This window comes from Phenylobacterium sp. VNQ135 (genome assembly GCF_049445735.1).
Lineage (GTDB): Bacteria > Pseudomonadota > Alphaproteobacteria > Caulobacterales > Caulobacteraceae > Phenylobacterium.
In genome coordinates, this window is record NZ_JBMSDS010000004.1 from 539,270 (window position 1) to 560,405 (window position 21,136).

The 21,136-nt window shown below is 69.6% G+C and carries 20 protein-coding genes and 1 tRNA gene; 6 read left to right on the plus strand and 15 right to left on the minus strand.

Annotated elements, in window-relative coordinates; genetic code table 11:
* Positions 1-111: 111 nt before the first annotated feature.
* Positions 112-186, minus strand: a tRNA-Gly gene (locus ACO2Q0_RS17330).
* Between the two features lie 110 nt (positions 187-296).
* Between ACO2Q0_RS17330 and ACO2Q0_RS17335 the strand changes: the two genes are divergently transcribed.
* Both ACO2Q0_RS17335 and ACO2Q0_RS17340 read left to right on the plus strand, forming a co-directional pair.
* Entirely contained in the window at positions 297-1,088 is a 792-nt protein-coding gene (locus ACO2Q0_RS17335; RefSeq protein ID WP_423352772.1) for a tryptophan 2,3-dioxygenase, read from the plus strand.
* Positions 1,064-2,245: a class V aminotransferase gene (locus ACO2Q0_RS17340; RefSeq protein WP_423352849.1), complete on the plus strand. Its 1,182-nt coding sequence runs from the start codon at positions 1,064-1,066 to the stop codon at positions 2,243-2,245. The genes ACO2Q0_RS17335 and ACO2Q0_RS17340 overlap by 25 nt, the downstream gene beginning before the upstream one ends.
* Here the strand turns inward: ACO2Q0_RS17340 and ACO2Q0_RS17345 are convergent.
* From ACO2Q0_RS17345 to ACO2Q0_RS17370, 6 genes are all read right to left on the minus strand, one after another.
* Positions 2,242-3,129 (minus strand): TraB/GumN family protein, encoded by an 888-nt coding sequence (locus tag ACO2Q0_RS17345; protein ID WP_423352773.1) that lies wholly within the window; start codon positions 3,127-3,129, stop codon positions 2,242-2,244. The two genes, ACO2Q0_RS17340 and ACO2Q0_RS17345, sit on opposite strands and share 4 nt — an antisense overlap.
* Positions 3,130-3,161: 32 nt before the next feature.
* Positions 3,162-3,359: a helix-turn-helix transcriptional regulator gene (locus tag ACO2Q0_RS17350; protein WP_423352774.1), complete on the minus strand. Its 198-nt coding sequence runs from the start codon at positions 3,357-3,359 to the stop codon at positions 3,162-3,164.
* Positions 3,356-3,481, minus strand: a complete 126-nt coding sequence (locus ACO2Q0_RS17355; protein ID WP_423352775.1) for a hypothetical protein — start codon at positions 3,479-3,481, stop codon at positions 3,356-3,358. The genes ACO2Q0_RS17350 and ACO2Q0_RS17355 overlap by 4 nt, the downstream gene beginning before the upstream one ends.
* Positions 3,478-3,897, minus strand: coding sequence for a hypothetical protein (locus tag ACO2Q0_RS17360; RefSeq protein WP_423352776.1), 420 nt, complete (start codon positions 3,895-3,897; stop codon positions 3,478-3,480). Before ACO2Q0_RS17360 ends, ACO2Q0_RS17355 begins: the two co-directional genes overlap by 4 nt.
* 86 nt (positions 3,898-3,983) lie before the next feature.
* Positions 3,984-4,859: a TraB/GumN family protein gene (locus tag ACO2Q0_RS17365; RefSeq protein ID WP_423352777.1), complete on the minus strand. Its 876-nt coding sequence runs from the start codon at positions 4,857-4,859 to the stop codon at positions 3,984-3,986.
* 46 nt (positions 4,860-4,905) lie between these two features.
* Positions 4,906-5,925: a 2'-deoxycytidine 5'-triphosphate deaminase gene (locus ACO2Q0_RS17370; RefSeq protein WP_423352778.1), complete on the minus strand. Its 1,020-nt coding sequence runs from the start codon at positions 5,923-5,925 to the stop codon at positions 4,906-4,908.
* A 142-nt stretch (positions 5,926-6,067) separates the two neighbouring features.
* Between ACO2Q0_RS17370 and metZ the strand changes: the two genes are divergently transcribed.
* Positions 6,068-7,252 carry an O-succinylhomoserine sulfhydrylase gene (metZ, locus tag ACO2Q0_RS17375; RefSeq protein ID WP_423352850.1) on the plus strand — a complete coding sequence of 395 codons (1,185 nt, stop codon included), beginning with the start codon at positions 6,068-6,070 and terminating at the stop codon, positions 7,250-7,252.
* On the opposite strand, the gene ACO2Q0_RS17380 is transcribed toward metZ, so the two are convergent.
* The 7 genes from ACO2Q0_RS17380 to ACO2Q0_RS17410 form a co-directional block, all read right to left on the minus strand.
* Positions 7,249-8,145, minus strand: coding sequence for an Hsp33 family molecular chaperone (locus ACO2Q0_RS17380; protein ID WP_423352779.1), 897 nt, complete (start codon positions 8,143-8,145; stop codon positions 7,249-7,251). The two genes, metZ and ACO2Q0_RS17380, sit on opposite strands and share 4 nt — an antisense overlap.
* A 44-nt stretch (positions 8,146-8,189) precedes the next feature.
* Entirely contained in the window at positions 8,190-9,776 is a 1,587-nt protein-coding gene (locus ACO2Q0_RS17385) for a serine hydrolase domain-containing protein (RefSeq protein WP_423352780.1), read from the minus strand.
* Positions 9,777-9,800: 24 nt separating this feature from the next.
* Positions 9,801-10,739, minus strand: a complete 939-nt coding sequence (gene argF / locus ACO2Q0_RS17390; RefSeq protein ID WP_423352781.1) for an ornithine carbamoyltransferase — start codon at positions 10,737-10,739, stop codon at positions 9,801-9,803.
* Positions 10,736-11,920 carry an aspartate aminotransferase family protein gene (locus ACO2Q0_RS17395; protein WP_423352851.1) on the minus strand — a complete coding sequence of 395 codons (1,185 nt, stop codon included), beginning with the start codon at positions 11,918-11,920 and terminating at the stop codon, positions 10,736-10,738. The genes argF and ACO2Q0_RS17395 overlap by 4 nt, the downstream gene beginning before the upstream one ends.
* Before the next feature lie 221 nt (positions 11,921-12,141).
* Positions 12,142-15,279, minus strand: a complete 3,138-nt coding sequence (locus ACO2Q0_RS17400) for a TonB-dependent receptor domain-containing protein (protein WP_423352782.1) — start codon at positions 15,277-15,279, stop codon at positions 12,142-12,144.
* Between the two features lie 249 nt (positions 15,280-15,528).
* The gene (locus tag ACO2Q0_RS17405; protein WP_423352783.1) at positions 15,529-16,452 is read right to left on the minus strand and encodes a LysR family transcriptional regulator; all 924 of its coding nucleotides are present in this window, start codon (positions 16,450-16,452) and stop codon (positions 15,529-15,531) included.
* Complete coding sequence (locus tag ACO2Q0_RS17410; RefSeq protein WP_423352784.1) at positions 16,449-16,943, minus strand: hypothetical protein; 495 nt, start codon at positions 16,941-16,943, stop codon at positions 16,449-16,451. Before ACO2Q0_RS17410 ends, ACO2Q0_RS17405 begins: the two co-directional genes overlap by 4 nt.
* 162 nt (positions 16,944-17,105) lie before the next feature.
* Between ACO2Q0_RS17410 and ACO2Q0_RS17415 the strand changes: the two genes are divergently transcribed.
* Complete coding sequence (locus tag ACO2Q0_RS17415) at positions 17,106-17,954, plus strand: helix-turn-helix transcriptional regulator (protein WP_423352785.1); 849 nt, start codon at positions 17,106-17,108, stop codon at positions 17,952-17,954.
* A 7-nt stretch (positions 17,955-17,961) separates the two neighbouring features.
* On the opposite strand, the gene ACO2Q0_RS17420 is transcribed toward ACO2Q0_RS17415, so the two are convergent.
* On the minus strand, positions 17,962-18,783 hold the full coding sequence (locus ACO2Q0_RS17420) for an ABC transporter permease (protein WP_423352786.1): 822 nt from the start codon (positions 18,781-18,783) through the stop codon (positions 17,962-17,964).
* A gap of 258 nt (positions 18,784-19,041) precedes the next feature.
* Here ACO2Q0_RS17420 and ACO2Q0_RS17425 point away from each other — a divergent pair, with 258 nt between their 5' ends.
* Both ACO2Q0_RS17425 and xseA read left to right on the plus strand, forming a co-directional pair.
* On the plus strand, positions 19,042-19,545 hold the full coding sequence (locus ACO2Q0_RS17425) for a GcrA family cell cycle regulator (RefSeq protein WP_423352787.1): 504 nt from the start codon (positions 19,042-19,044) through the stop codon (positions 19,543-19,545).
* A 134-nt stretch (positions 19,546-19,679) separates the two neighbouring features.
* Positions 19,680-21,134, plus strand: a complete 1,455-nt coding sequence (gene xseA / locus ACO2Q0_RS17430) for an exodeoxyribonuclease VII large subunit (protein ID WP_423352788.1) — start codon at positions 19,680-19,682, stop codon at positions 21,132-21,134.
* Positions 21,135-21,136 lie beyond the last annotated feature (2 nt).

Below are 21,136 nucleotides of genomic sequence, written 5' to 3' on the forward strand. Positions count from 1 at the left end.
CACCCGGTCCTATCCAACTCCCCGGTCCGGACACTAGCAGCGTTCGTCGCACGCGGCGGCGCCGTTCGTCGCAAGGGCCGCGGCGTTCGTCGAAAAGGCCGTTGGAAAAGTTGGAGCGGGTGAGGGGAATCGAACCCCTGACATTCAGCTTGGGAAGCTGACGTTCTACCTCTGAACTACACCCGCGCCCGCGGCCAGTCTGGCCGGGCGGCGGAACATAGCGGCGAGGAGGCGGCGGGCCAAGGGGCTGCAAGCGGCGCTTCAATCGGGACGGGCGGAAGCCTAGGGTCCGCGCCATGTCGGAACCCATGACCTATGCGCGTTATCTCGCGCTGGACGAACTGCTCGTGGCGCAGAAGCCGCTGAGCGACCGTCACGACGAACTGCTGTTCATCGTCATCCACCAGACCAAGGAGCTGTGGCTCAAGGAGATCATTCACGAAGTCGGGCTGGCCAAGCGGCTGATCGAGACGGGCGACCTGGAGCCGGCCTACAAGGCGCTGGCGCGGGTCTCGCGCATCCAGACGATCATGACACTCTCCTGGGACGTGCTGGCGACGATGACGCCGGCAGACTACCTGAGCTTCCGCGAGACCCTCGGGACCAGTTCGGGCTTCCAGTCGCACCAGTTCCGGACGCTGGAATACCTGCTCGGATTGAAGGACGAGAGCTTCCTTCGCTTCCATGCCGAACGGCCCGAGGCGCTGGCGCAGCTCAAGGCGGCGCTGGAAGCGCCCAGCCTGTACGACGTCGCCATCGCCCAGTTGCCGAAGCATGGGCTGTCCGTTCCCGACGCGGTGCTGAACCGAGACTTCGCCCAGGCTTATGCGCCCTCGTCCGAGGTGGAGGCGGCGTGGCTCGAGGTCTATCGCGACACCAAGCGCTACTGGGAGCTCTACCAGCTGGCCGAGAAGCTGGTGGACCTGGACGACGCCCTTGTCACCTGGCGGCACAAGCACGTGCTTACGGTGGAGCGGATCATCGGCGGGCGGCCGGGCACCGGCGGCACCGAAGGCGTGGGCTATCTGGCCAGGACTCTGCAGCGGCGCTGCTTCCCCGAGCTCTGGAGCTTGAGGACCAAGCTGTGAGGGCGCGGAAGGACCTGTTCGCGAGGGCCATCGCCGCCGCGCCCGGGCGGCTGCACCTGGCCGCGCACAGCCACCACCTTTGGCCGGACGTGACGTTCGACGCCCAGATGGAGGCGTGGGCGGACGCCGCCGCGCTGGCCGACCGCAAGTGGGACAAGGCGCTCGGGCAGGTCTATCCGGCGGCCCAGGCGCTGGCGGCGGAGGAGCTTTCCCTCCCCTCGCCCGAAACCGTGGTCTTCGCGCCCAACACCCACACCCTGCTCATGGTCCTGAAATCGGCGATAGCGCGACGGCCGGTCCGGGTGCTGTCGACGGACGGGGAGTTCCACTCGTTCCGCCGTCAGGCGGCGCGCTGGGCCGAGGCGGGCGAGATCGAGTTGACGCTGATCCCCAGCGAGGGGCCGGACTTCGCGGCCCGGTTCTTGGCGGCGGCGCGCGCTGGCGACTTCGACCTGATCTTCGTGAGCCACGTCTTCTTCAAGACCGGCCTCGTGTTCGACCACGTCTGGGATCTGGCCGAGCTGTCGAGGCCGGAGGGTCCGTGGGTGGTGGTCGACGGCTATCACGGCTTCCGGGCGGTACCGACGGACCTGTCGGCGCTGGCGGACCGGGTGTTCTATGTCGCCGGCGGCTACAAGTATGCCATGGCGGGCGAAGGCGCGGCCTTCCTCCACGCTCCACCGGGCTTCGGCGGTCGGCCGGCGCTGACCGGCTGGTACGCCGAATTCGGCGACCTGGAGGGCCCGCCGGGCGGGGTGGGTTACACCCGAGACGCCAGCCGCTTCCTGGGCGCCACATTCGATCCGTCCGGGCTGTACCGGTTCGTGGCCGCGGGACGGATGCTGGCCGCCGAGGGGCTGACAACCGCGGCGATAGCGGCGCACGTGGGCGCGTTGCAGGCTTCGCTGCTGGCGAGGATCGCAGGCGGCGAGGCCGGTCGACTAGCGGAGGCGGTCCCGATCAACCCGCCGCGCGCCGGCCCGCAGGCGCGCTTCCTGGCGTTGCGTCATCCGAGGGCGCTCGCGTGGAAGCAGGCGCTGATGGAGAAGGACGTCGTCGTCGATGTGCGGGACGACGTCCTGCGGATTGGGCTCTCCATCTATCACGACGCGGACGACATCGCGGGGTTCTGCGAGGCCGCCCGCGCCCTGGACTAGCGGCGCTCGACCGTCACCCCGCGCCTGGCGAGTTCGGCCTGGACGCTGTCGGGGCCGACGAGGTGGCCGGCGCCGACGGCCACGAAGCTGACTCCGGACCCGGCCAGCTTGGCCTTGAGCTGGTCGGCCCAGTCGCGGTTCCGCTTCACCACGGCCACCTCGTAGAGCGCCGGATAGTCGCGGCGGGTCTCCTCGATGAAGGCCGCCTCGAGCGCCTTTACGTCGCCTGCCTGCCAGGCTGAAACCATATGGTCGAGCTGGCCCGCGCCCTCTTCGACATCATCGAGAGTGGCCGACAGGAAGGCCGTCTGGGTCGCTTCGGGCATGTCGGCGAAGAAGCGGACCTGCTGCTCGGCGGTTTCGAGGGCGCCGAGCGGCTTGCCGGCCGCCTTGGCTTCCTTGGTGAGGATCAGCTCGACGCCTGACTGCGGGTCGAAGCCGGCCTTGACGATCGGCGCGAGGGTCAGGGTCATGGCGGCGAGCCAGGGCTTCATCGGCTCCAGCGCCTGCGGCGGCATGCCCAGGACCTTGGCGGCGGCGGCGAGCTTCTCGCGGTCGTCGGCGTCCAGCTTGGAGGACAGCGGCCTCTGGCGGTCCAGGCCATAGGTCTGCAGCAGCGGGGCCACGGTCTTGGGATCGTCCATGCCGACAATCTCCAGCACCAGCTCCGAGCTCTCGCCCAGGGCGCGCGTGATCTTCTCGGACCGCCAGTCGGTGTCCGGCCGTAGCACGTGCACCGTACCGAACAGGTAGATCGTGGAGTCTGCGTCCTTCAGCACCCAGACCGCGGGTTCGGCGGCCGCAGGCGCGGCCACGGCGAGGGCGGCCAGCGCGCAGCCGGCGGCGAGGCCCCGGCGGACGAGCCGGGAAAGCTTGGCGATCATGATGAGAGTCCTTTGGCGGTGACGGGCCGGCTTCAGGCCGCCTCGTCCTGGAAGATGTCTTCGATCGGCAGGCCGAAGACCTTGGCGATCCGGAAGGCGAGCGGCAGCGACGGGTCGTACTTGCCGGTCTCGATGGCGTTGACGCTCTGGCGGGAGACGCCCAGCCGCTCGGCAAGGTCGCCCTGGCTCCAATCGCGCTCGGCGCGCAGCACCTTGAGGCGGTTCTTCATGGCAGCACCTCAGCCAGCAGGACCTGGGGCGGCACGATCTGGGCGGCGGCGTAGCCGGCGCAGAAGAGGCCGATGACCAGGGTGGCGAGCACGAGCGCGAGGTTCGTGGCGAGGCCGCTCATCGCATCCTCCACCACCAGATGGCCCAGCCGATGAAGAAGCCCGCGAGCTGGCCCAGGACGACCCCGAAGGCGCCCGCCTGGACGAACACGATGGGAGAGGCGTCGGGCGGGACCAGGCCCCAGAAGGTGAGGTCCCGGGCGCCTTGCATCATCATCAGCGCGAAGCCCACGACGGCGCCGATGCTGCCGCCCCAGAACCAGGCGGTCTTCTGCGCCTCGCGCGCCGCCTCATCGATCCGCAGCCAGTAGAGGCGGGTCAGCCACACGGCCGGCACGACCGTGGCCAGGAACACGAGCCAGCGCGCCTCGGCCGGCACGTTCCAGCCGGCCAGACGAGCCAGGGTGAAGCCCGCGACGCCGCCCATGAGGCCGATCAGGCCCAGGATCGGCAACGCCCGGCCGGTTCGCGTCTTCATCATTGCAAGTCTCCTTGTCTGCAGGACAAGGAAACATGACACCTTCAAAATGTCAAGCACACATGACAAAATGTCAGCCGTGCTTGCTACTGGACGCGCGTGACCGTGAAGCCGCGGGCGGTCATGAGGGCCGGGAGGCCGTCCTCGCCGACCAGATGCAGGGCGCCGACGTTGACGAGTTCGACGCCGGATCCGGCCATGGCGTCTGCGAGCTGGCCGGCCCAGGCCTGGTTGCGGCGCTTCAGCAGGGCTTCGTAGAACGCGGGGTTCTCGGTCTTCATCTCGCCCACCAGCCCGGGGCCCAGCCGCGCCAGATCGCCGGCCAGCCAGGCGGATTCGAGGTCGGGCTTCGGCCAGAGGGCGGCGAGCGGATTGCGCGGAGCGGCGCGCTCACGGATCACCTCGGTGAGGTACTGCACCTCGGACGTCTCGGGCAGGCTCGCGAACATGCGGGCCTGGTCCTCCAGGCTCTCGAAGGCGCGCAGCCGCTTGCCGCCGGATAGCGTCGCCCGGGTCATGGACAGATCCGCGCCGGCCTCCAGCGTCGCGCCGCGGCCGGTGACCGGCTGCATGGTCAGCATCATGGCCGCCGCCCAGGGTCGCAGGTGATCGATGCGAGACAGGTCGGCCTGGCGAGCGAGCACCGCCACGTCGGCGGGGGCGAGCTTCTGCGACAGCGGCTTCTCCGGATCGACGCCGTAGCGCTGCAGAATGCCCATGATCCGCGTCGGCTCGAGCTGGCCCATGTCGGCCTCGAACCAGACCGTGTCGGCCCGCGCGTAGGCGGCGTCATAGGCCGGCGTGCGCCACTTCGCGGCCGGCGACAGCGCGTGCAGCGTGCCGAACAGGTAGATCTCGGAATTGGCGTCGGAAATCTTCCAGAGCGCGGGAGCGGCCCCCGCCGCTCCCGCCGCTCCTACCCCCAGGATAAACGCGGCCGCGAACCCCGCGACCCGACGCATCCAGCCCAAGATCCCCCCGATCTCGCGGGCGGATCGTATCCGCCTGCTACTCGCCCCAAACCTTGAAGTGCTTGGATAGCTTGAGGCCCTGGCGCTGGTAATGCGACCCGAGGTCGCCGTAGAGCCGGGTCGGCTTCTCGGTCAGCGGCTCATAGACGAGACGAGCGACGGTCTGCCCGTCTTCCAGGATGAACGGCGTCTCGTGGCTGCGGACCTCCAGCACGCCCTTGGAGCCCTTGCCGTGGGCCTCGTCGGTGCCGAAGCCGGGGTCGAAGAAGCCCGCGTAGTGGACGCGGAACTCGCCCACCGACGGGTCGATCGGCGTCATCTCCGCCGCCTCCAGCACCGGGATCTCAACCGCCTCCTTTGACGCCAGGATGTAGAACTCGCCGGGATCCAGCAGAAGCTGGCCGTCACGGGGCATAAGCGGCTCCCAGAAGTCGCGCGGGTCGTGGCCATCCACATGGTCGAGGTCGACCACCCCGGCGTGTCGACGGCCGCGAAAGCCGGCGATCTCTCCGGTCAGGTCGACGCCGACGCTCTCGATGCGCAGCCGCTCGGGGGCGCCGCGCTTCAGGCGCAGCTGATTCAGGCGCGTGCCTGTGCGCACCAGGACCGAGAAGGTCTGAGGCGCGATCTCGATGTAGGTGGGACCGGTGTAGCCCTCCGAGACGTCATCGAAGGCCCCGCCAGCGTCGGTGAGCAGGCGCACGAAGACGTCGACCCGGCCAGTGGAGCTCTTCGGGTTCGCCCGCGCAGACACACCGGGCGGAAGGGCGAGCCGCTCCTGCAGCTCGGCGATATAGACGCAGCCCCGCTCCAGAACCGCGCCCTTGGTGAGGTCGAGCTCGTGCATCGCGACGTCGCGGATGCGGTCGCGGACCGTGTGGCGGCCCGGCAGGAACGAGGCGCGCACGCGCCAAGCCTTGGCGCCGAGCCGCAGGTCGAGGCTTGCGGGCTGCACCTGATCGGCGTCGAACGGGCTCTCGGAGGCGATCGCGCCACCGGCGATCAGGCTCTCGATGGATTGGCAGGGCAGGATGCCCGGGCGGGTCAGTTCGCTCATGGGCGGCGAAGACTTAGCCGAGAACGGCGATGTGGCAAGGGTTAGCAGGCCGAAGGAGCCGCCACCTGCTCAACCGGCCCTTGACCGCGGGGGCGCAAGGGCGTTCGTGGCCGCAGCTTTTCTGAAGGTGATGGAGGCCATGATGGCGGAAGACCCGCGCGATTGGGAGATCGAAACCCAGGCGGTGCGCGGCGGCCTCATGCGCACCGAGCACGGCGAGATCTCGGAAGCCCTGTTCCTGACCCAGAGCTTTTCTTACGACAGCGCCGCCGCGGCGGACGCGCGCTTCGCCGGCGAGGCGCCGGGCTTCATCTACCAGCGCTTCGGCAACCCCACGACCGAAATGTTCGAGCAGCGCCTGGCGCTCATCGAGGGCGCCGAGGCCTGCAAGGCCACTGCTTCAGGCATGGCGGCGGTGCATCTGGCGCTGATGGGCTTGGTGCGCGCCGGCGATCACATCGTCGCCGGCCGCGCGCTGTTCGGCTCGTGTCGCTGGATCCTATCGGAATGGATGCCGCGCTTCGGCGTCGAGACCACCTACGTCGATGCGACCGACATCCAGGCATGGAAGAACGCGGCCAGGCCCAACACCAAGGCCTTCCTGGTCGAAAGCCCGGCCAACCCGCTGCTGGAGGTCACCGACATCGCCGCAGTCGCCGAGGTGGCGAAGGCGGCCGGGGCGAAGCTGGTCGTCGACAACGTGTTCGCCACGCCGGTCTTCCAGAAACCGCTCCAGCTCGGCGCGGACGTGGTGGTCTATTCGGCCACCAAGCACATCGACGGCCAGGGACGCGTGCTGGGCGGGGCGATCCTCGGCGCGCAGGAGCTTCTGGTGGACGCCTACAAGGACATCCACCGCCACACGGGCCCGGCGCTGTCGCCCTTCAACGCCTGGGTGCTGCTGAAAGGCCTGGAGCACATGGACCTGCGGGTGCGTCGCCAGACCGAGAACGCCGGCAAGGTGGCCGATGCAGTCGCCGCGCACTCGAAGGCGAAGGCCGTCCGCTATTGCGGCCGCGAGGACCACCCGCAGGCGACGGTCATCGCCAAGCAGATGACCGGCGGCGGCAACGTCATCGCCTTCGACCTCGGCAGTCGTGAGGCCGCCTGGCGGTTCCTGGACGCGCTGGAGATCGTCGACATCTCCAACAACCTGGGCGACGCCAAGTCGATGGCCACGCACCCGTCGACGACCACCCACCGGTCGATGCCGGAGGAAGAGCGCCAGGCGATCGGCCTTACCCAGGGATGGGTGCGGATGAGCGTCGGCCTGGAGGGCGCGAAGGATCTGATCCGCGACGTGACGCGGGCGCTGGACGCCGCCTAGGCGGCGGGCTCCAGCGACGCCGGCTCGACGGCGTACACGCGGCTGCAGTACTCGCAGGTGACGTGGATCTTGCCGTCGGGCTCGACCATGCCCTCGCGGTCCTCGGCCGGGAACGACTTCAGCACCGTCTCGATGCGGTCCTGAGAGCAGCGGCAGAAGGCGCGCAGCATCTTCGAGCCGAACACACGGACGCCGTCCTCGTGGAAGAGACGCCACAGCAGCGTGTTCGAGTTCAGTTCGACGTCGAGCAGTTCATCCTCGCCGAGCGTTTCGAACAGCGCCTGCGTCCGCTCCCAGGCCTCGAGCGTGGAGCCGCGGCTCTCGTCCTCGGCGATGTACTGGATCAGGAAGCCGCCGGCGCGCCATTTGCCGTCCTCCTGACCGACCGCAAGACGGACACGGGTCGGCGTCTGCTCGGACTGGGCGAAGTATTGCTCGGCGCAGAGCGCAAGGGTCTCGCCCTCGATGGCGGTGATGCCCTGGTAGCGGTCCATGTCCGCGCCCTGGTCGACCGTCATGATGAACACGCCCTCGCCCAGCAGGCTGCGGGCGCCGGGGCGCTGGAACCCCGTGGAAGCTGCGGCGACTTCCTCGGCGTCGAACCGGCAGTAGCCGCGCAGGCCGCCCGAGGTGTCGTAGTCGGCCACGAGATAGCGGACGGCCCCGGAGCCGCGGGCCTCCACGATCAGGCGACCGTCGAACTTCAGGTTGGAACCCACGAGGGCCGCGAGGGCGCAGGCCTCGCCCAGCAGATTGGCGACGGGCTCGGGATAGTCGTGGCCGCGGAGGATCTCGTCGATCGCCGGGCCCAGGCGCGCCACGCGGCCACGCACGGGCTCGCCTTCGATCTGGAAGGCGCCGACCAGGTCGTCGGGAACGGAAGGATTGGACATGGCCGCCAATATAGGATGCGAGAACGGGTTTTCGAGCGCGGCGATTAGCGCGTGCGTTTGAAGCGCAGATCGCGCACCCGGGCGGTGGTGAAGCGCAGCGCATCGACCTTGCCCTGGGGGTCTCGGATGAAGCGGACCACGCCGCCCTGGACGAGGAAGGTGTCGCGGTCGAGCGCCTCCAGCGTCTGGCGATAGCTGGGCCGGTCCGTGGGCTGGAGGATGAGCTTGCCCTGCCAGTAGCTGAGCCGGAGACCGGCCTGCGCCTCGTCGCTGACGAACACGCCGGCGGCGCCCGAGAGTTCCGTGGGCGTGTGCGGATAGGCGGTCAGACGGCGGAACCGCGACACGTCGCCGTTGGCGAAGCGGCGCTCGTAGCCCTCGGGCGTGAAGACGATCCAGTCGGAGCCGAGGCGATAGCGCGCCTCGCGTTCGGCATAGACCAAGGGCCCTCCGGTGAGGCGCAAGGCCCCCCCTTCACGCAGGATGCGGCCGACCTGTCCGGTGCGCTCGTCGAGATAGACGCCCGGCCGGATCTCCAGCTCCGCAGGCGGCGTGGGCGACGCCACCTCCTCGGCGACAGCCGGCGGGACGATGGAGAAGTCCGCGACGCGGCGACCGAGGCCGACGGCGTCGGCTTCGGCCGTATTGCACAGCACCGCCACGGAGACGCTCGTCTCGGGATAATAGGCGAGCCAGGTCCGGTAGCCCGCCGTGGAGCCGGAATGAGCGACTTCCCTGCGGCCCAGCCTCTGCTCGACGAACAGTCCGCGGGCGTAGGAAATCTTGCGGCCGCCGGTCAGCTCCGCCTGTCGCTGCATTTCCGAATAAAGACCCGGCAGCAGGCGGTCCTCGGCGAGGGCGCGGTTCCAGATGAGCAGGTCCGAGACGGTGGTCAGCAGGCCGCCGTGCCCGTAGGTGCTCTCGAACGGCATCTCCTGGTAGGGCCCGGCGCGATAAGCCACCGCCCGGCCCGGGACGATGCGCCGGAAGTCGTCGCGCCACTGGGTGTGGGTCATGCCCAAGGGCTTGAAGATGCGCTCCTGGCTGAACTGGGCCAGCGTCCGCCCGCTCACGCGCCGCACCACCTCGGCGGCCAGGACGTAGCCGGTGTTGGTGTAGGAATACTCGGCGCCCGGGACATAGTTCAGCGCACGCTGGCGGAAGGCGATCGAGAGCGCTTCCTCGTTGGTGTAGGCGCGCGTCGTCCGCGGCCAGCCGCCGAGCTGGGCCACGTCGCCCCAGTCGCGCAGACCGCTGGTATGGTTCAGCAATTGCTCGATCGAGACTGATGTCGCGTAGGTCCAGAGCTCGGGCACATAGGTCCGGACGTCGTCGGTGAGCTTCAGCCGGCCTTCACGCGCCAAGATGAGGATGGCCGCAGCGGTGAACTGTTTCGCCACCGAGCCGGACTCGAAGACGGTCTCCGGCGTGTTCGCGACGCCGTGCTCAAGGTCGGCCATGCCCCAGGCGCGCAGCAGCGGCGCCTCGCCCGGGCGATCGAGCGCTGCCGCACAGCCCGGCGTCTCGGGCGAGAAGCGCTGGAATATGCCGTCGAGATCCTCCGCGCTCTGGGCGCGAGCCTGCGGGGCCGCAAGCGCCACCGCGGCGGCAAGGACAGCGGCCAGCTTCATCGATCCCCCGATCACGGTCTCAGGCTAGATCGCGCCGAAGCACCACGCCAGGATCGACTTCTGGGCGTGAAGCCGGTTTTCGGCCTCGTCCCAGATGAGGCTCTGCGGCCCGTCGATGACGGCGTCGGTCACCTCTTCCCCACGGTGAGCGGGCAGGCAGTGCAGGAAGACCGCATCGGACGCGGCCTCCTCCATCAGCGCCTCGTCGACCTGATAGGGCTCCAGCGCCTCGAACCGCTCGTCGTGGTCGGTGTCGCCCATGGACACCCAGGTGTCCGTGACCACGCAGTGGGCGCCGCGGACAGCCTCGTGCGGATCGTCGCCGGCTTCCACCAGCCCCTGCTGCTCGGCCGCGCGGGCGAGGTCCACGAGGTCAGGATGGTAGATGGCGGGCGTGGCGATCTTCAGCCTGAACCCGAGCTTGGGCGCGGCGTGGATGAAGCTGGCGCAGACGTTGTTGCCGTCGCCGACCCAGGCGATCGTCTTCCCCGCCAGCGGACCGCGGTGTTCCTCCAGAGTCATCAGATCGGCGAGGATCTGGCACGGGTGACTCTTGTCCGACAGCCCGTTGATCACCGGAACGGACGAGGCCAGGGCGAAGCGTTCGATGTCCTCGTGCACGTTGGCGCGGATCATCACCGCGTCCACCATTCGCGACAGGACGCGGGCCGTGTCCTCGATCGGCTCCCCGCGGCCCAGCTGCATGTCGACGGCGTTGGAGATGATCACGGACCCGCCGAGCTGGCGCATGGCGGCGTCGAACGAGAAGCGCGTGCGCGTGGAGTTCTTCTCGAAGATCATCGCCAGCGTGCGCCCGTCAGCCGGACGGTCGGCGTCGACGCGGCCCTTGGGCCAGCCCTTGCGCGCGGCCTTGCGGGCGTGGGCGTCGTCGAGGATGGCGCGGATGTCGGCGGCGTCCAGCTTCCAGAGATCGAGGAAGTGCCGCGGAGGCTGGGCGCTCACGCCGCAGCCGCCTTGGCCTTGGCCCGGGCCGTCTCGCAGGCGCGTTCCAGCTTGCCGATCGCCTCGCGGGCCTCGTCGAGGCTGAGGGTGAGCGGGGGCAGCAGGCGGACGCAATTGTCGCCGCCGCCGGCGATCAGCAGCTTCTCGTCGCGGGCGTGCTGCATGAACTCGCGGTTGGGCGTGGCCAGCTTCACCCCGATCAGCAGACCCTTGCCGCGGATGTCGAGCACGACGTCCGGGTAGCGATCCTTCAGGCCCGAGAGCTGCTGGTTGAAATAGCCGGCGACCTCACGGACGTGCGCCAGGAGTTCGGGGTTCACCAGCTCCTCCACGGAGGCGAGGCCCACCGCCATCGCCAGCGGGTTGCCGCCGTAGGTGGAGCCGTGGCTGCCGGGCGTCATGCCCTTGGCCGCCTGCGCCGTGGCCAGGCACGCGCCGACGGGGAAGCCGCCGCCCAGCGCCTTGGCCACCGCCATGATGTCGGGGTCGGCCGCGCCGTCGGCCCATTCGTAGGCGAAGAGCTTGCCCGTGCGGCCGAGGCCGCACTGGATCTCGTCATAGATCAGGAGCGTGCCCGTCTCGTCGCAGAGCTGGCGGATCTCCTTGAGCTGGGCCTCGGTCCAGGAGCGCGCGCCGCCTTCGCCCTGCACGGGCTCCAGCAGAATGGCCGCCGTGGTCGGACCGACGAGCTGCTTCAGGCCCTCGAGGTCGCCGAACTTCGCGCCGACGAAGCCGGGCGGCGGCGGGCCGAAGCCTTCCACATAGCTCGGGTTGTTCGCCGCGAAGATGGCGGCGATCGTCCGGCCGTGGAACGAGCCGTCGAAGCCGATGATGTCGATCCGCTCAGGCTGGCCGTTCGACCAGTGGTGCTTCCGCGCGGTCTTGATCGCGCATTCGATCGCCTCGGCGCCCGAGTTGGTGAAGAAGCAGACGTCGGCGAAGGTGCTCCGCGTCAGCAGGTCGGCCAGCTTCTCCTGGTTCGGGATGCGGAAGATGTTCGAGGTGTGCCAGAGCTTCTCGGCCTGGTCCTTCACCGCCTGGACAAGCTTGGGGTGGCTGTGGCCCAGCGCGGTGACCGCGATGCCCGCCATGCAGTCCAGATAGGCCTCGCCTTCGGCCGTATAGAGTCGCGAGCCCTCGCCTCGCTCGAACGCCAGCGGGGCGCGCGCATAGACGCCCATCAGATGATCGCTGGGAACGGGCGCGGCGGTCTGGCCGGCGGTCTTATCGGTCAAGGAAGAAGCCCTCCGAAAAGGAAGCGTCCCCGCGGGTCTGGCGCGGGGACTGGAAGGCCTGGCCTTTTCGACCTCGAACGGCGTGATGTCAACGCCTTAGGGGAGCAGGCGGAGGCGGCGTTGTGGGGCGCCGCCCCCGCCCGGCTGCGGGGCGCCTCTGTTTGGGGTCAGAAGTCCGCGCGAACGCCGAAGAACAGGTACCGGCCAAGCGAGTCGTAGGTCATCGGATAGGTGTTCCCGCTGCACGGACCCGACGGACAGTTGTTGATCGCCCCGCCGCCCGAGGACACCAGCGGCGGTTCCTTGTCGAAGACGTTGTTCACGCCGAACCGGAAGGTGACGTTCTCCCGCACCGCCCAGGTGCCCGCGAGGTCGAAGTAGTCCTGGCTGTCGAGCTTGGCGTCCGGCCCGTTGGCGTGGCTGGCGCCCGAGAACTCCGCATCGACCTCGACGGACGACAGATGACGCCAAGTGGCGGACAGTTCGAAGTCCCACGGCGTACGCCAGGTGGTCCGCAGCTTGTGGCGCCATTCCACGAACGGCGCGCCGGTCGGCACCGCCGAGCCTGTGCACACCGAGCCGTAGAGGCCGGCGCAGTTGAAGGCCGCATCGCCCGGCAGCGTGATGATGGCGTACTTGTCGAGCCAGCTGCCCTGGAAGTTGACGGACAGCCCGCCATAGCGGTCGAGGCCGCGGGTGACGCCGAAATCGCCGAAGTCGAAGCGGTAGTTGGCTTCGACGTCGACGCCCTCCACCTCGAGGCCGCCAGTGTTGAACGTGGTGTCGACGATGTAGCCGTTCTGCGACAGCCACAGGGAGCCGGTGCCGGGCGCGCGGTGGATCAAGCCGCAGAAGAAGGCCTCGCCGGTCGTGGCGCAGCGTTCGAGCGTGACGTCCTGGCCGATCTGGCCGATCCGATCCTTCAGCTTGATGTCGTACCAGTCGACGGAGGCGGAGAAGCCGGGGATGAAGGTGGGGGTGAAGACGACGCCCGCCGAGTAGGTGTCGGAGGTCTCCGGCTCCAAGTTCGGGTTGCCGCCGGTCTGGCCGTTGTACTGGCCGGCGAGGTTCGGGACGATGTTCCCGTACTGGGCGGCGGTGACCCCAGTGCGCGCGCACTGCTCGGGCGTCCACTCGGGCGTCGCGCCCTCGCAGAGATCCGACGAGCCGTTGAGCACCACGTTCAGGGTTGAGAAGAGCTCGACCACGTTGGGCGCCCGGACGGCCCGGTTGTAGCTGGCGCGGAAGCGGAAGTCCTCGGTCGGCGCCCAGTCGCCAGCCAGCTTGTAGGTATCGGTCGAGAAGCCGAGCGAGTAGTCGCTCCAGCGGTAGCCGACTTCCAGAGACAGGTTATGGAAGAACGGCTTGTCCTGGACCAGCGGCAAGCGGGCCTCGCCGAAGAGCTCGTACAGATCGTAGGCGCCCTGGGTGGGCAGCGCGGCGCCGCCTTGGCCGGCGAGGTCGCCGGTCTGGAAGGCGATATCGGTATTCAGCTGCAGCCGCTCCCGCCGATACTCCGTGCCGACCGCGAAGCCGACGCCGTCCCGGGCCCAAGGCGCCTTCACGCCGTACTGGCCCAGGTCGCCGGTGAGCGACGCGGAGACGACCGTCTGGATGTACTCGCCGTTCTGGAAGCCCGGCGTCTGCAGGTAGTCGATGGACTCCTGCGACGGCCCCGCGATCGAAAAGATGTCGTAGGGCCGGCAAGCGGGATCGAAGTTGGTCCCGGCCAGCGAGGGGATCGCCGAGCGGCACGCCGGCAGGCCGGTCGCAGGATCGATCACCACGTCCAGCGCCTTGCGTGAGCGCGCCAGCGAGAAGTCGTTGAAGAAGACGAGCTGGTACTCGACGGAGCCGCGCTGAGCGAACACGTCGTACTGGAAGCCGTTGTCCAGCGCCCCGCGCATGCCGATCACACCCCGGTAGCTGGTGTGGCGCAGGTCCGAGACGCGGCCGCCGCCTTCCACGTTACGGCGCAGGACCGACACCGAGGCCTGCTGGCCGGGCGTCGTGGGATCGGCGTCGGTGTTCAGGCCGGTGGAGGCGGGGTTCGCCGGATCGTCAGGCAGTTGGTCGATGGTGGCGGCGCAGAGCGCCGTCACCTGGGCGGCCGTCAGGAATGGGTTGCCCTCGCAGTTGATGTTCATGTTCTGGCCGAAGACCCCAGAGGGCGCGATCTGCGCCGCCGTACGGTCGTCCATGAACATGAGCTGGGCGTAGAGCTCGGCCTTCTCGCTGAACTCGTAGTTCGCGAAGGCGCCGAGGGTGTAGCGGGTGTCCGGCCGCTGGAAGTGGTTGTAGGGCGCGAAGTTGAAGGCGTCGCGGTTGGCGCTATAGAGCCGGAAGCCGCGGCCGCCGGGCGCGGTTGGATCGAGGGTATAGCCCTGGCCCGCCGGCAGGCCCGGAATGCCCGTTCCCCCGCCTGGGAGCAGCTGGGCCGGGGCGGTGGTGCCCGAGCCGGAGCAGATCCATCCGGCGTACGATGCCGCCGCACTCGAAGTGGCGATATTGCACGCCGAGTAGTCGCGGTTGTCCTGAGTCACCGGCTGGACGTTGCGGTAGCCAACGTAGGTGGTGACATTGCCTTTGCCGTCGGGCGAGTTGACGCCGACGACGAGGTTGAGATCGGTCGTGCCGCCATCCCACACGTCCTTCTCCGGGATCGTGAAGGCCGACGGATCGAGGGCGCCCGCGGCGCGCCGGCGGATGACCTCCTGCAGATCGTCGTTGTTGTTGGTGTGCTGGTACCCCGAGTACTGCGCGTCGAGACGCACGCCCTCGAAGTTCTTCTGCATGATGAAGTTCACCACGCCGGCCACGGCGTCGGCGCCGTACACGGCCGAGGCGCCGCCGGTGACGACTTCAACGCGCTCGATCAGGGCGGCCGGGATGAAGTTCAGGTCCGGCGCGGTCAGCGACGCCGTCGCCGCCGGGGTGCCGATGTGCAGGCGGCGGCCATCAATGAGCACCAGCGTGCGGTTCGGGCCCAGGCCGCGCAGGTCGACCGTCGCGGTGCCGGTCGCGCCGTTGGCGATCATCGAGCCCTGCCCCGCCAGGACTTGCGGCAGCTGATTGACCAGGTCTTCCGTCCGCGTGATGCCCCGGGTCGCCACGTCCTGGGCGCCGACCACGGTCACCGGGCTGGCGCTGGTCAGGTTCGGCTGCGGGATGCGCGAGCCGGTGACCACCACCTCGGCCACCTCGCCGCCGTCCTGAGCCAAGACCGGACCGGCCGCAGCCGCCAGGGCCGCGCCACAGATCATCGAAGACGCGAGCAGGCGCGTACGAACGGAATGCTTTCTCACTGGTCAATCCTCCGGCGCACCGCTGCCGGCGGCCGCCCCCTCGTAGATTTCGACCCGGCTTTGCCGGATCAGATGGCGGAGTTATCGATCTGACACAAATCCGGTCAATGTATGAGGGAGCATCAGGTGTTGCACGATCAGCAACACTCAAGTCGATCAGACAGCGATCACAGAAATCGCCTCTGGAAACAACCACCACAAGATCAACGATTGCTTGAGAGAGTGGCCGTCCTGCCACACACGGCACGATCAGCCGACGGCCCGCAAGGGCGACGCGGCAGTCTCGGTGAGCGAGGCGCGAAGCTGGCTCAGGAACCGGCGGAGCGCCGGATTGTCGTGGTCGCCGCGCCAGGCCGCGCAGAGGCGCAACGGCGCAGGCGCGCCGGGCAAGATCGAAAAGCTCACGTCCGCCCGCGTGGACTGCGCGACGCTCTCAGGCACGATCGCAAGGCCGGCGCCCGCGGCCACCAGGCTGAGCACCCCGTCGTGGGACGTGCGTTGCGGCCGCACGCCGCCCCGCGACCCGCCGCCGGCCGTGGCGAGGCGGCGAATCGTCGAGCAGTCGTCGCTGGCGGCGCAGAGCACGGGCGCCTCGCCCAGCCTCAGGCCCTCGCCGTCCGCCGGCCGGGCCAGAAGCCAGGGCTCGGACCAGAGCACGAGACGTTCCAAGTCGGGCGGGACGTCCTCGACGGCCATGAATCCGGCATCCAGTTCGCGGTCGAGGACGGCCGCGGCGAGGCTCACCGCATCGCCTTCGCGAAGCTCGAGATCGACGCCGGCGCACGCCCGGCGATAGTCGCGCAGGATGCGTTCCGCGGGGCCGGCGCTGGTCGGCCAGACGTGCCCCAGCCGCAGCCGCCCCTCCTCGCCCCGGCCGGCAGCTCCGGCCTGGGCGGCCGCGCGCTGCAGGAGCTGGAGCGCGCGTTCGACCTCGGCCAGGAACCGCTCGCCGGCGCCGGTGGGCCGCGCGCCGCCCGCCGTTCGCTGGAAGAGGGAGACGCCGAGGGCGTCTTCGAGAGCCACGACACGTCGCGAGAGCACCGAGGGATTGACGCCGAGCACCTCGGACGCGCGGCGGAAGCCCAGGTGCTCGCGCACCATGAGCGCCGAGCGCAGAGCGGCCAGCTCGGGAGCGGCCCAGGCCGCGGGCATGGCGCGCGGCTGGGTGCTCATGCAGCCCTGGCGTCCCGGCTGTGGAGCGCGAACACGATCGCCAGACCCACGCCGATGTGCGCGACGACATCGGCGGCCGAGGGGACGCCGTCCCACCGCGGAAAGACTTGCGGCCAGCGCAGCGGCAGCACCAGCCCGTACATCACCGCATAGAGCACGAGCCCGTAGAGCACGCCCGAGGTCCATGGCCGGCGATAAAGCACAGGCGCTCGAGACGCCGCGACGGCGAAGCTCGCGGCCATGGCCGTGGCGATGCCGAAGTGGGTGACGAGGCCCAGCGCGGCCGAGATCCAGCCCAGATCGGAAGCCTGCCTGCCGATCCACCCGCCGGCCACGCCCTGCCAGACCTGCTGGAAAGAGCGGCCCGCCATCGCGCCCATGGCGGTGGCGTACACGAGGTCGACGGCTCCACCGGCAAGCGCGGCGGCGCCGATCCGGGCCGGCGTGATGCGGCCCCGGGGGGCGGCGGGCGAGAGGGCGGCTATGGTCATCTGCTTTCCCCGGATGGTCGCCCGAGGGTCGCGAACGGCATGCCGGGCGTCGCGCACGTTCCGACAGGATGGAGCACGAACGGATGATCGTGCGGCGAATGGCGTCCGCGGTGCTTTGACTTCGCGCCGGAAACCGGGCTCGCTGAGATGCGAGGCCGAGTGATGACCTATCCTTTCCGGTTCACCGACGTTCCGGCGCCCTTCCTGGAATATGGCGAGGCGCGCCAGTGGGGCGGACTTGCCGTGCGCCGGCTTCGGGCCAGCGCCGGGCGGCACGACGGCGGCGTGCTGACGGATCACCGGCTGCTGTTCTACCTGTCAGGCGGCGTGACGGCCGAGTGCGCGTGCGAGGGCGTGAAGCAGCGACGCGTCCAGACGCCGGCCGACTTCGACGTGGTGCCGGCCGGGGCGGACGGATCGTGGGAGGACTCCGCGGCCACCGAGATGGTCTCCGTGCGCCTTGCCCCGGAACTGTTGACCGAAACCGCCGAGGCGCTGGACCTGCCGCACCGGACCGAGCTCGCGCCGAAGCTGGGGGTGCGCGATCCGCTGGTGGAGCACTTCGTGGGAGCCCTGGTCGCGGAGCTGGACGCGCCGGCCCCAGCGGGCCGGCTCCATGCCGACAGTGTGGCCTCGGCGCTCGCCGTGCGCCTGCTCCAGGACTTCGGGCCGCGCGCGCCCTCCCGCCAGGTGCTCTCGAAACCGCAGTTGCGGCGGATCGTGGACTATGTGGAAAGCCGGCTGGACGGCGAGCTCAGCCTGGAGGAGGTGGCGCAGGTGGCCGGCATCAGCGTGCCGCACCTGACCACCCTGTTCCGCCGCACCATGGGCCAGTCGGTGCACGCCTATGTCATGGAGCGCCGGGTGTTGCGGGCCCGGGCGCTGCTGCTGAGCGGCCGCACCGGCATCGCCGAGGCGGCGCTGGAGACCGGCTTCGCCCACCAGAGCCACCTGGCCCGCTGGATGCGCCGCCTCCTGGGCGTGACGCCCGGCCAGCTGTTGCGAGGCTGAGCCGCCCTCAGGTCTTGATCTTGTAGCCCACGCTGAACAGCCGCAGGCAGGCGAAGCCGAGCGCGAAGACCAGCACCGCCGTCATCGTCACGCCGACGAGCAGGTTGCTCTCCGCCACGCCTGTGAAGCCGTAGCGGAAGCCGTCGATCAGGTAGAAGAACGGATTGTAGTGGCTGGCCGTGCGGAACGGCTCGGGCAGGCGCTCGACAAGGTAGAAGGTGCCGGACAGGAACGTCATCGGCATGATGACGAAATTGGTGACCGCGGCCATGTGGTCGAACTTCTCGCTCCACAGGCCGGCCATGATGCCCACGAAGGCCATGATCAGCGCCGCGCCCAGGCCGAAGTAGAGGATCGCCCACGGCTGGGCGACCGGCAGGCGGGCGAAGGGCAGGACGGCGACCAGGCTGATCGCGCCCACCACGATGCCGCGGGTGGCGGCGCCGGCGCCGAAGCCCACAACGTGCTCGGCCGGCGTGAGCGGCGGGGTCAGGAAGTCGCCCATGAGGCCGTTGAACTTCGCCTGCAGCAGGCTCGACGACGAGTTGGCGAAGGCGTTCGAGAGGATCTGCATCATCACCAGGCCCGGGGCGACGAACGTGCCGTAGTCCACGCCGTGCACCTGGCGGCCCCCGCCGACGGCGACGACGAACACCAGCATGTAGAGCAGCGCCGTCACCACCGGGGCGGCGAGGGTCTGCATCCCGACCTTCATGAAGCGCCGGACTTCGCGGAGGTAGAGGGTCTTCAACCCCTCCCAGTTCACCCCGGGATAGGCTCTGGGAGTGGGCGGCAGGACGACTTCGGCGTCGGAAGGCAGATCACGCATGGCGCAGATGTGCGCCCGCCGGCCCCGCGCCGCAACCCCGCCGTCCGGCGCCGGCGCCGCCGCCCGGGCCGCGACATTCGCGCGCGGTCCGCACGCAATATCTAGTTCCTGTGGATGACCGGTGGGGCGCCTATTGTGGCCGTTAGGGAGTTGTTTACTACTGATGGTGGTTGGTGGGCGGCGAAAGAGCCGGGCGCCACAAGATGTTGAATCTTGCAGGCGTGGGGACGTCTGCGAACCCTCGGGTGGGAGGCGGTAATGGGCTGGACCGACGAACGCGTCGAACTTCTGAAGAAGCTCTGGCAGGACGGCCTTTCGGCCAGCCAGATCGCCAAGCAGCTTGGCGGCGTCACCCGCAACGCGGTGATCGGCAAGGTGCACCGCCTGGGCCTGTCGGGCCGGGCCGCGCCGTCGAAGCCGCAGCGCACCGTGTTCAAGGCGCCCCGTCCGGCGCGTGTCGCCACGGCGGCCCCGTCGGCGCCGCGCCGCATCGCCGAGCCGGTGGCCGCCCAGCCCGCGCCCTCTCCGGTCCGATATGTCGACGAGGCGCCGGGCATGGCCACGGTGCTGACGCTGGGCGCCCACATGTGCAAGTGGCCGATCGGCGATCCGGCCCTCGACAGCTTCACGTTCTGCGGCCGCCGCTCGGAAGAGACCGGCCCCTATTGCCACGAGCACGCCCAGGTGGCCTACCAGCCGGCCCAGGCGAAGAAGAAGTCCAGCGCCGCCGAGCTCGCCCGGAGCCTGCGCCGCTACATCTGAGATCCGCGAAAGCGGCCTGACCGATCCGTTGGGGATGGGGGGCGTGTCCTCCGCTGCGGGTGCGTTTCGCTCGCGGCGGCCGGACGCGCCCCTTTCCATTTGGGACCCTGCGCAGGGGTGACTAAGTTCCGGCCATGAGCGAAGCGGCGACCACGACAGAGACCGGCGGCAACGCGCGGCCCTATTCGGTCTCGGAGCTGGCGTTCGCGCTCAAGCGCACGCTGGAGGACGCCTACGGCTTTGTCCGGCTGCGCGGCGAGCTTTCGAAGGTCACCCACCACTCCAACGGCCACGTCTATCTCACCATCAAGGACGACAAGGCGGCCATCGACGGGGTCGTCTGGAAGGGCAGCGTCCGCAACCTCTCCATCCGCCCCGAACAGGGGCTGGAGGTGGTGGTCACCGGCAAGATCACCGCCTATCCGCAGGGCTCGCGCTACCAGATCGTCATCGAGACCATGGAGGCGGCCGGCGTCGGCGCTCTGCTGGCGCAGCTCGAGCGGCTGAAGGCCAAGCTGAACGCCGAGGGCCTGTTCGCGCCGGAACGGAAGACGCGGCTGCCGGAGACGCCCGCGGTGGTGGGCGTGATCACCAGCCCGACCGGCGCGGTGATCCGCGACATCCTGCACCGCATCCGCGACCGTTGGCCGTGCCACGTGATCGTCTGGCCCGTGGTGGTGCAGGGCGATGCGGCGCCGGGACAGGTGAGCGCGGCGATCCGGGGCTTCTGCGCCCTGGACCCGGCCGGGCCGATCCCGCGGCCCGACGTGTTGATCGTCGCCCGCGGCGGCGGTTCAGTGGAGGACCTCTGGCCGTTCAACGACGAGGGGCTCGCACGGACCGTCGCGGCCTGCACTATCCCGCTGATCAGCGCGGTGGGCCACGAGACCGACACCACCCTTATCGACTTCGTCTCAGACCGGCGGGCGCCGACGCCCACCGCCGCAGCCGAGATGGCCACGCCGGTGCTGGCCGAGCTGAAGGGCCTGGTTTCGGACCACGGCGCGCGGATGCACCGCTGCGCCGGACGGATGGTGGAGGACCGCCGCGGCCGCGTGCAGCACGCCGACCGGGCGCTGAAGCGCGTGCCCGATCTGGTGGAGCTGGCGGCGCAGCGGTTCGGGATCGTGTCGGGCCGGCTGGGCGCGGGCCTCTCACGCAACGCGGCGGCGCACGAGCGGGACCTGGTGCGGGTCGCGTCCAGGCTCTCGCCGCTGCTGCTGAAGCGTCCCCAACAGGTGCAGAAGGACCGGCTGGAGGCATTGAGCGCGCGTCTTCGGCCGTGCATGGACCGGCGGCTGGAGCGGCTCGGCGAGCGGTTGGACGGCCTCTCCAAGCTGTACGCCAGCGTCGATCCCGACCGGCCGCTGCAGCGCGGCTTCGCCCGGGTGACGCGGGCGGACGGCAGCCTCGTCCACGCCGGCGCGAGCCTGACCAGCGGCGAAGAGGTCGCCATCAAGTTCGGCGACAGCGTGACCCGCCAGGCGGTGATCGACGGCGCGGACGGCATCACCGCGCCGCCCGCCGTGTCGAAGCCGGCCGCGAAGAAGTCCAAGGCGCCGCCTCCCGAACAGGGCGATCTGTTCTGATC

What these genes read in the sequence shown, in the direction of transcription:
- ACO2Q0_RS17395 (WP_423352851.1), bottom strand. Translation starts at nt 11,920, where the DNA reads ATGGGCGTCTATGCGCGCGCCCCGCTGGCGTTCGAGCGAGGCGAGGGC.
- ACO2Q0_RS17350 (WP_423352774.1), bottom strand. Translation starts at nt 3,359, where the DNA reads ATGAAGAACCGCCTCAAGGTGCTGCGCGCCGAGCGCGATTGGAGCCAG.
- ACO2Q0_RS17365 (WP_423352777.1), bottom strand. Translation starts at nt 4,859, where the DNA reads ATGCGTCGGGTCGCGGGGTTCGCGGCCGCGTTTATCCTGGGGGTAGGA.
- ACO2Q0_RS17360 (WP_423352776.1), bottom strand. Translation starts at nt 3,897, where the DNA reads ATGAAGACGCGAACCGGCCGGGCGTTGCCGATCCTGGGCCTGATCGGC.
- ACO2Q0_RS17355 (WP_423352775.1), bottom strand. Translation starts at nt 3,481, where the DNA reads ATGAGCGGCCTCGCCACGAACCTCGCGCTCGTGCTCGCCACCCTGGTC.
- ACO2Q0_RS17410 (WP_423352784.1), bottom strand. Translation starts at nt 16,943, where the DNA reads ATGACCATAGCCGCCCTCTCGCCCGCCGCCCCCCGGGGCCGCATCACG.
- ACO2Q0_RS17380 (WP_423352779.1), bottom strand. Translation starts at nt 8,145, where the DNA reads ATGTCCAATCCTTCCGTTCCCGACGACCTGGTCGGCGCCTTCCAGATC.
- ACO2Q0_RS17405 (WP_423352783.1), bottom strand. Translation starts at nt 16,452, where the DNA reads ATGAGCACCCAGCCGCGCGCCATGCCCGCGGCCTGGGCCGCTCCCGAG.
- ACO2Q0_RS17425 (WP_423352787.1), top strand. Translation starts at nt 19,042, where the DNA reads ATGGGCTGGACCGACGAACGCGTCGAACTTCTGAAGAAGCTCTGGCAG.
- metZ (WP_423352850.1), top strand. Translation starts at nt 6,068, where the DNA reads ATGGCGGAAGACCCGCGCGATTGGGAGATCGAAACCCAGGCGGTGCGC.
- ACO2Q0_RS17370 (WP_423352778.1), bottom strand. Translation starts at nt 5,925, where the DNA reads ATGAGCGAACTGACCCGCCCGGGCATCCTGCCCTGCCAATCCATCGAG.
- ACO2Q0_RS17415 (WP_423352785.1), top strand. Translation starts at nt 17,106, where the DNA reads ATGACCTATCCTTTCCGGTTCACCGACGTTCCGGCGCCCTTCCTGGAA.
- ACO2Q0_RS17385 (WP_423352780.1), bottom strand. Translation starts at nt 9,776, where the DNA reads ATGAAGCTGGCCGCTGTCCTTGCCGCCGCGGTGGCGCTTGCGGCCCCG.
- xseA (WP_423352788.1), top strand. Translation starts at nt 19,680, where the DNA reads ATGAGCGAAGCGGCGACCACGACAGAGACCGGCGGCAACGCGCGGCCC.
- ACO2Q0_RS17345 (WP_423352773.1), bottom strand. Translation starts at nt 3,129, where the DNA reads ATGATCGCCAAGCTTTCCCGGCTCGTCCGCCGGGGCCTCGCCGCCGGC.
- ACO2Q0_RS17335 (WP_423352772.1), top strand. Translation starts at nt 297, where the DNA reads ATGTCGGAACCCATGACCTATGCGCGTTATCTCGCGCTGGACGAACTG.
- ACO2Q0_RS17420 (WP_423352786.1), bottom strand. Translation starts at nt 18,783, where the DNA reads ATGCGTGATCTGCCTTCCGACGCCGAAGTCGTCCTGCCGCCCACTCCC.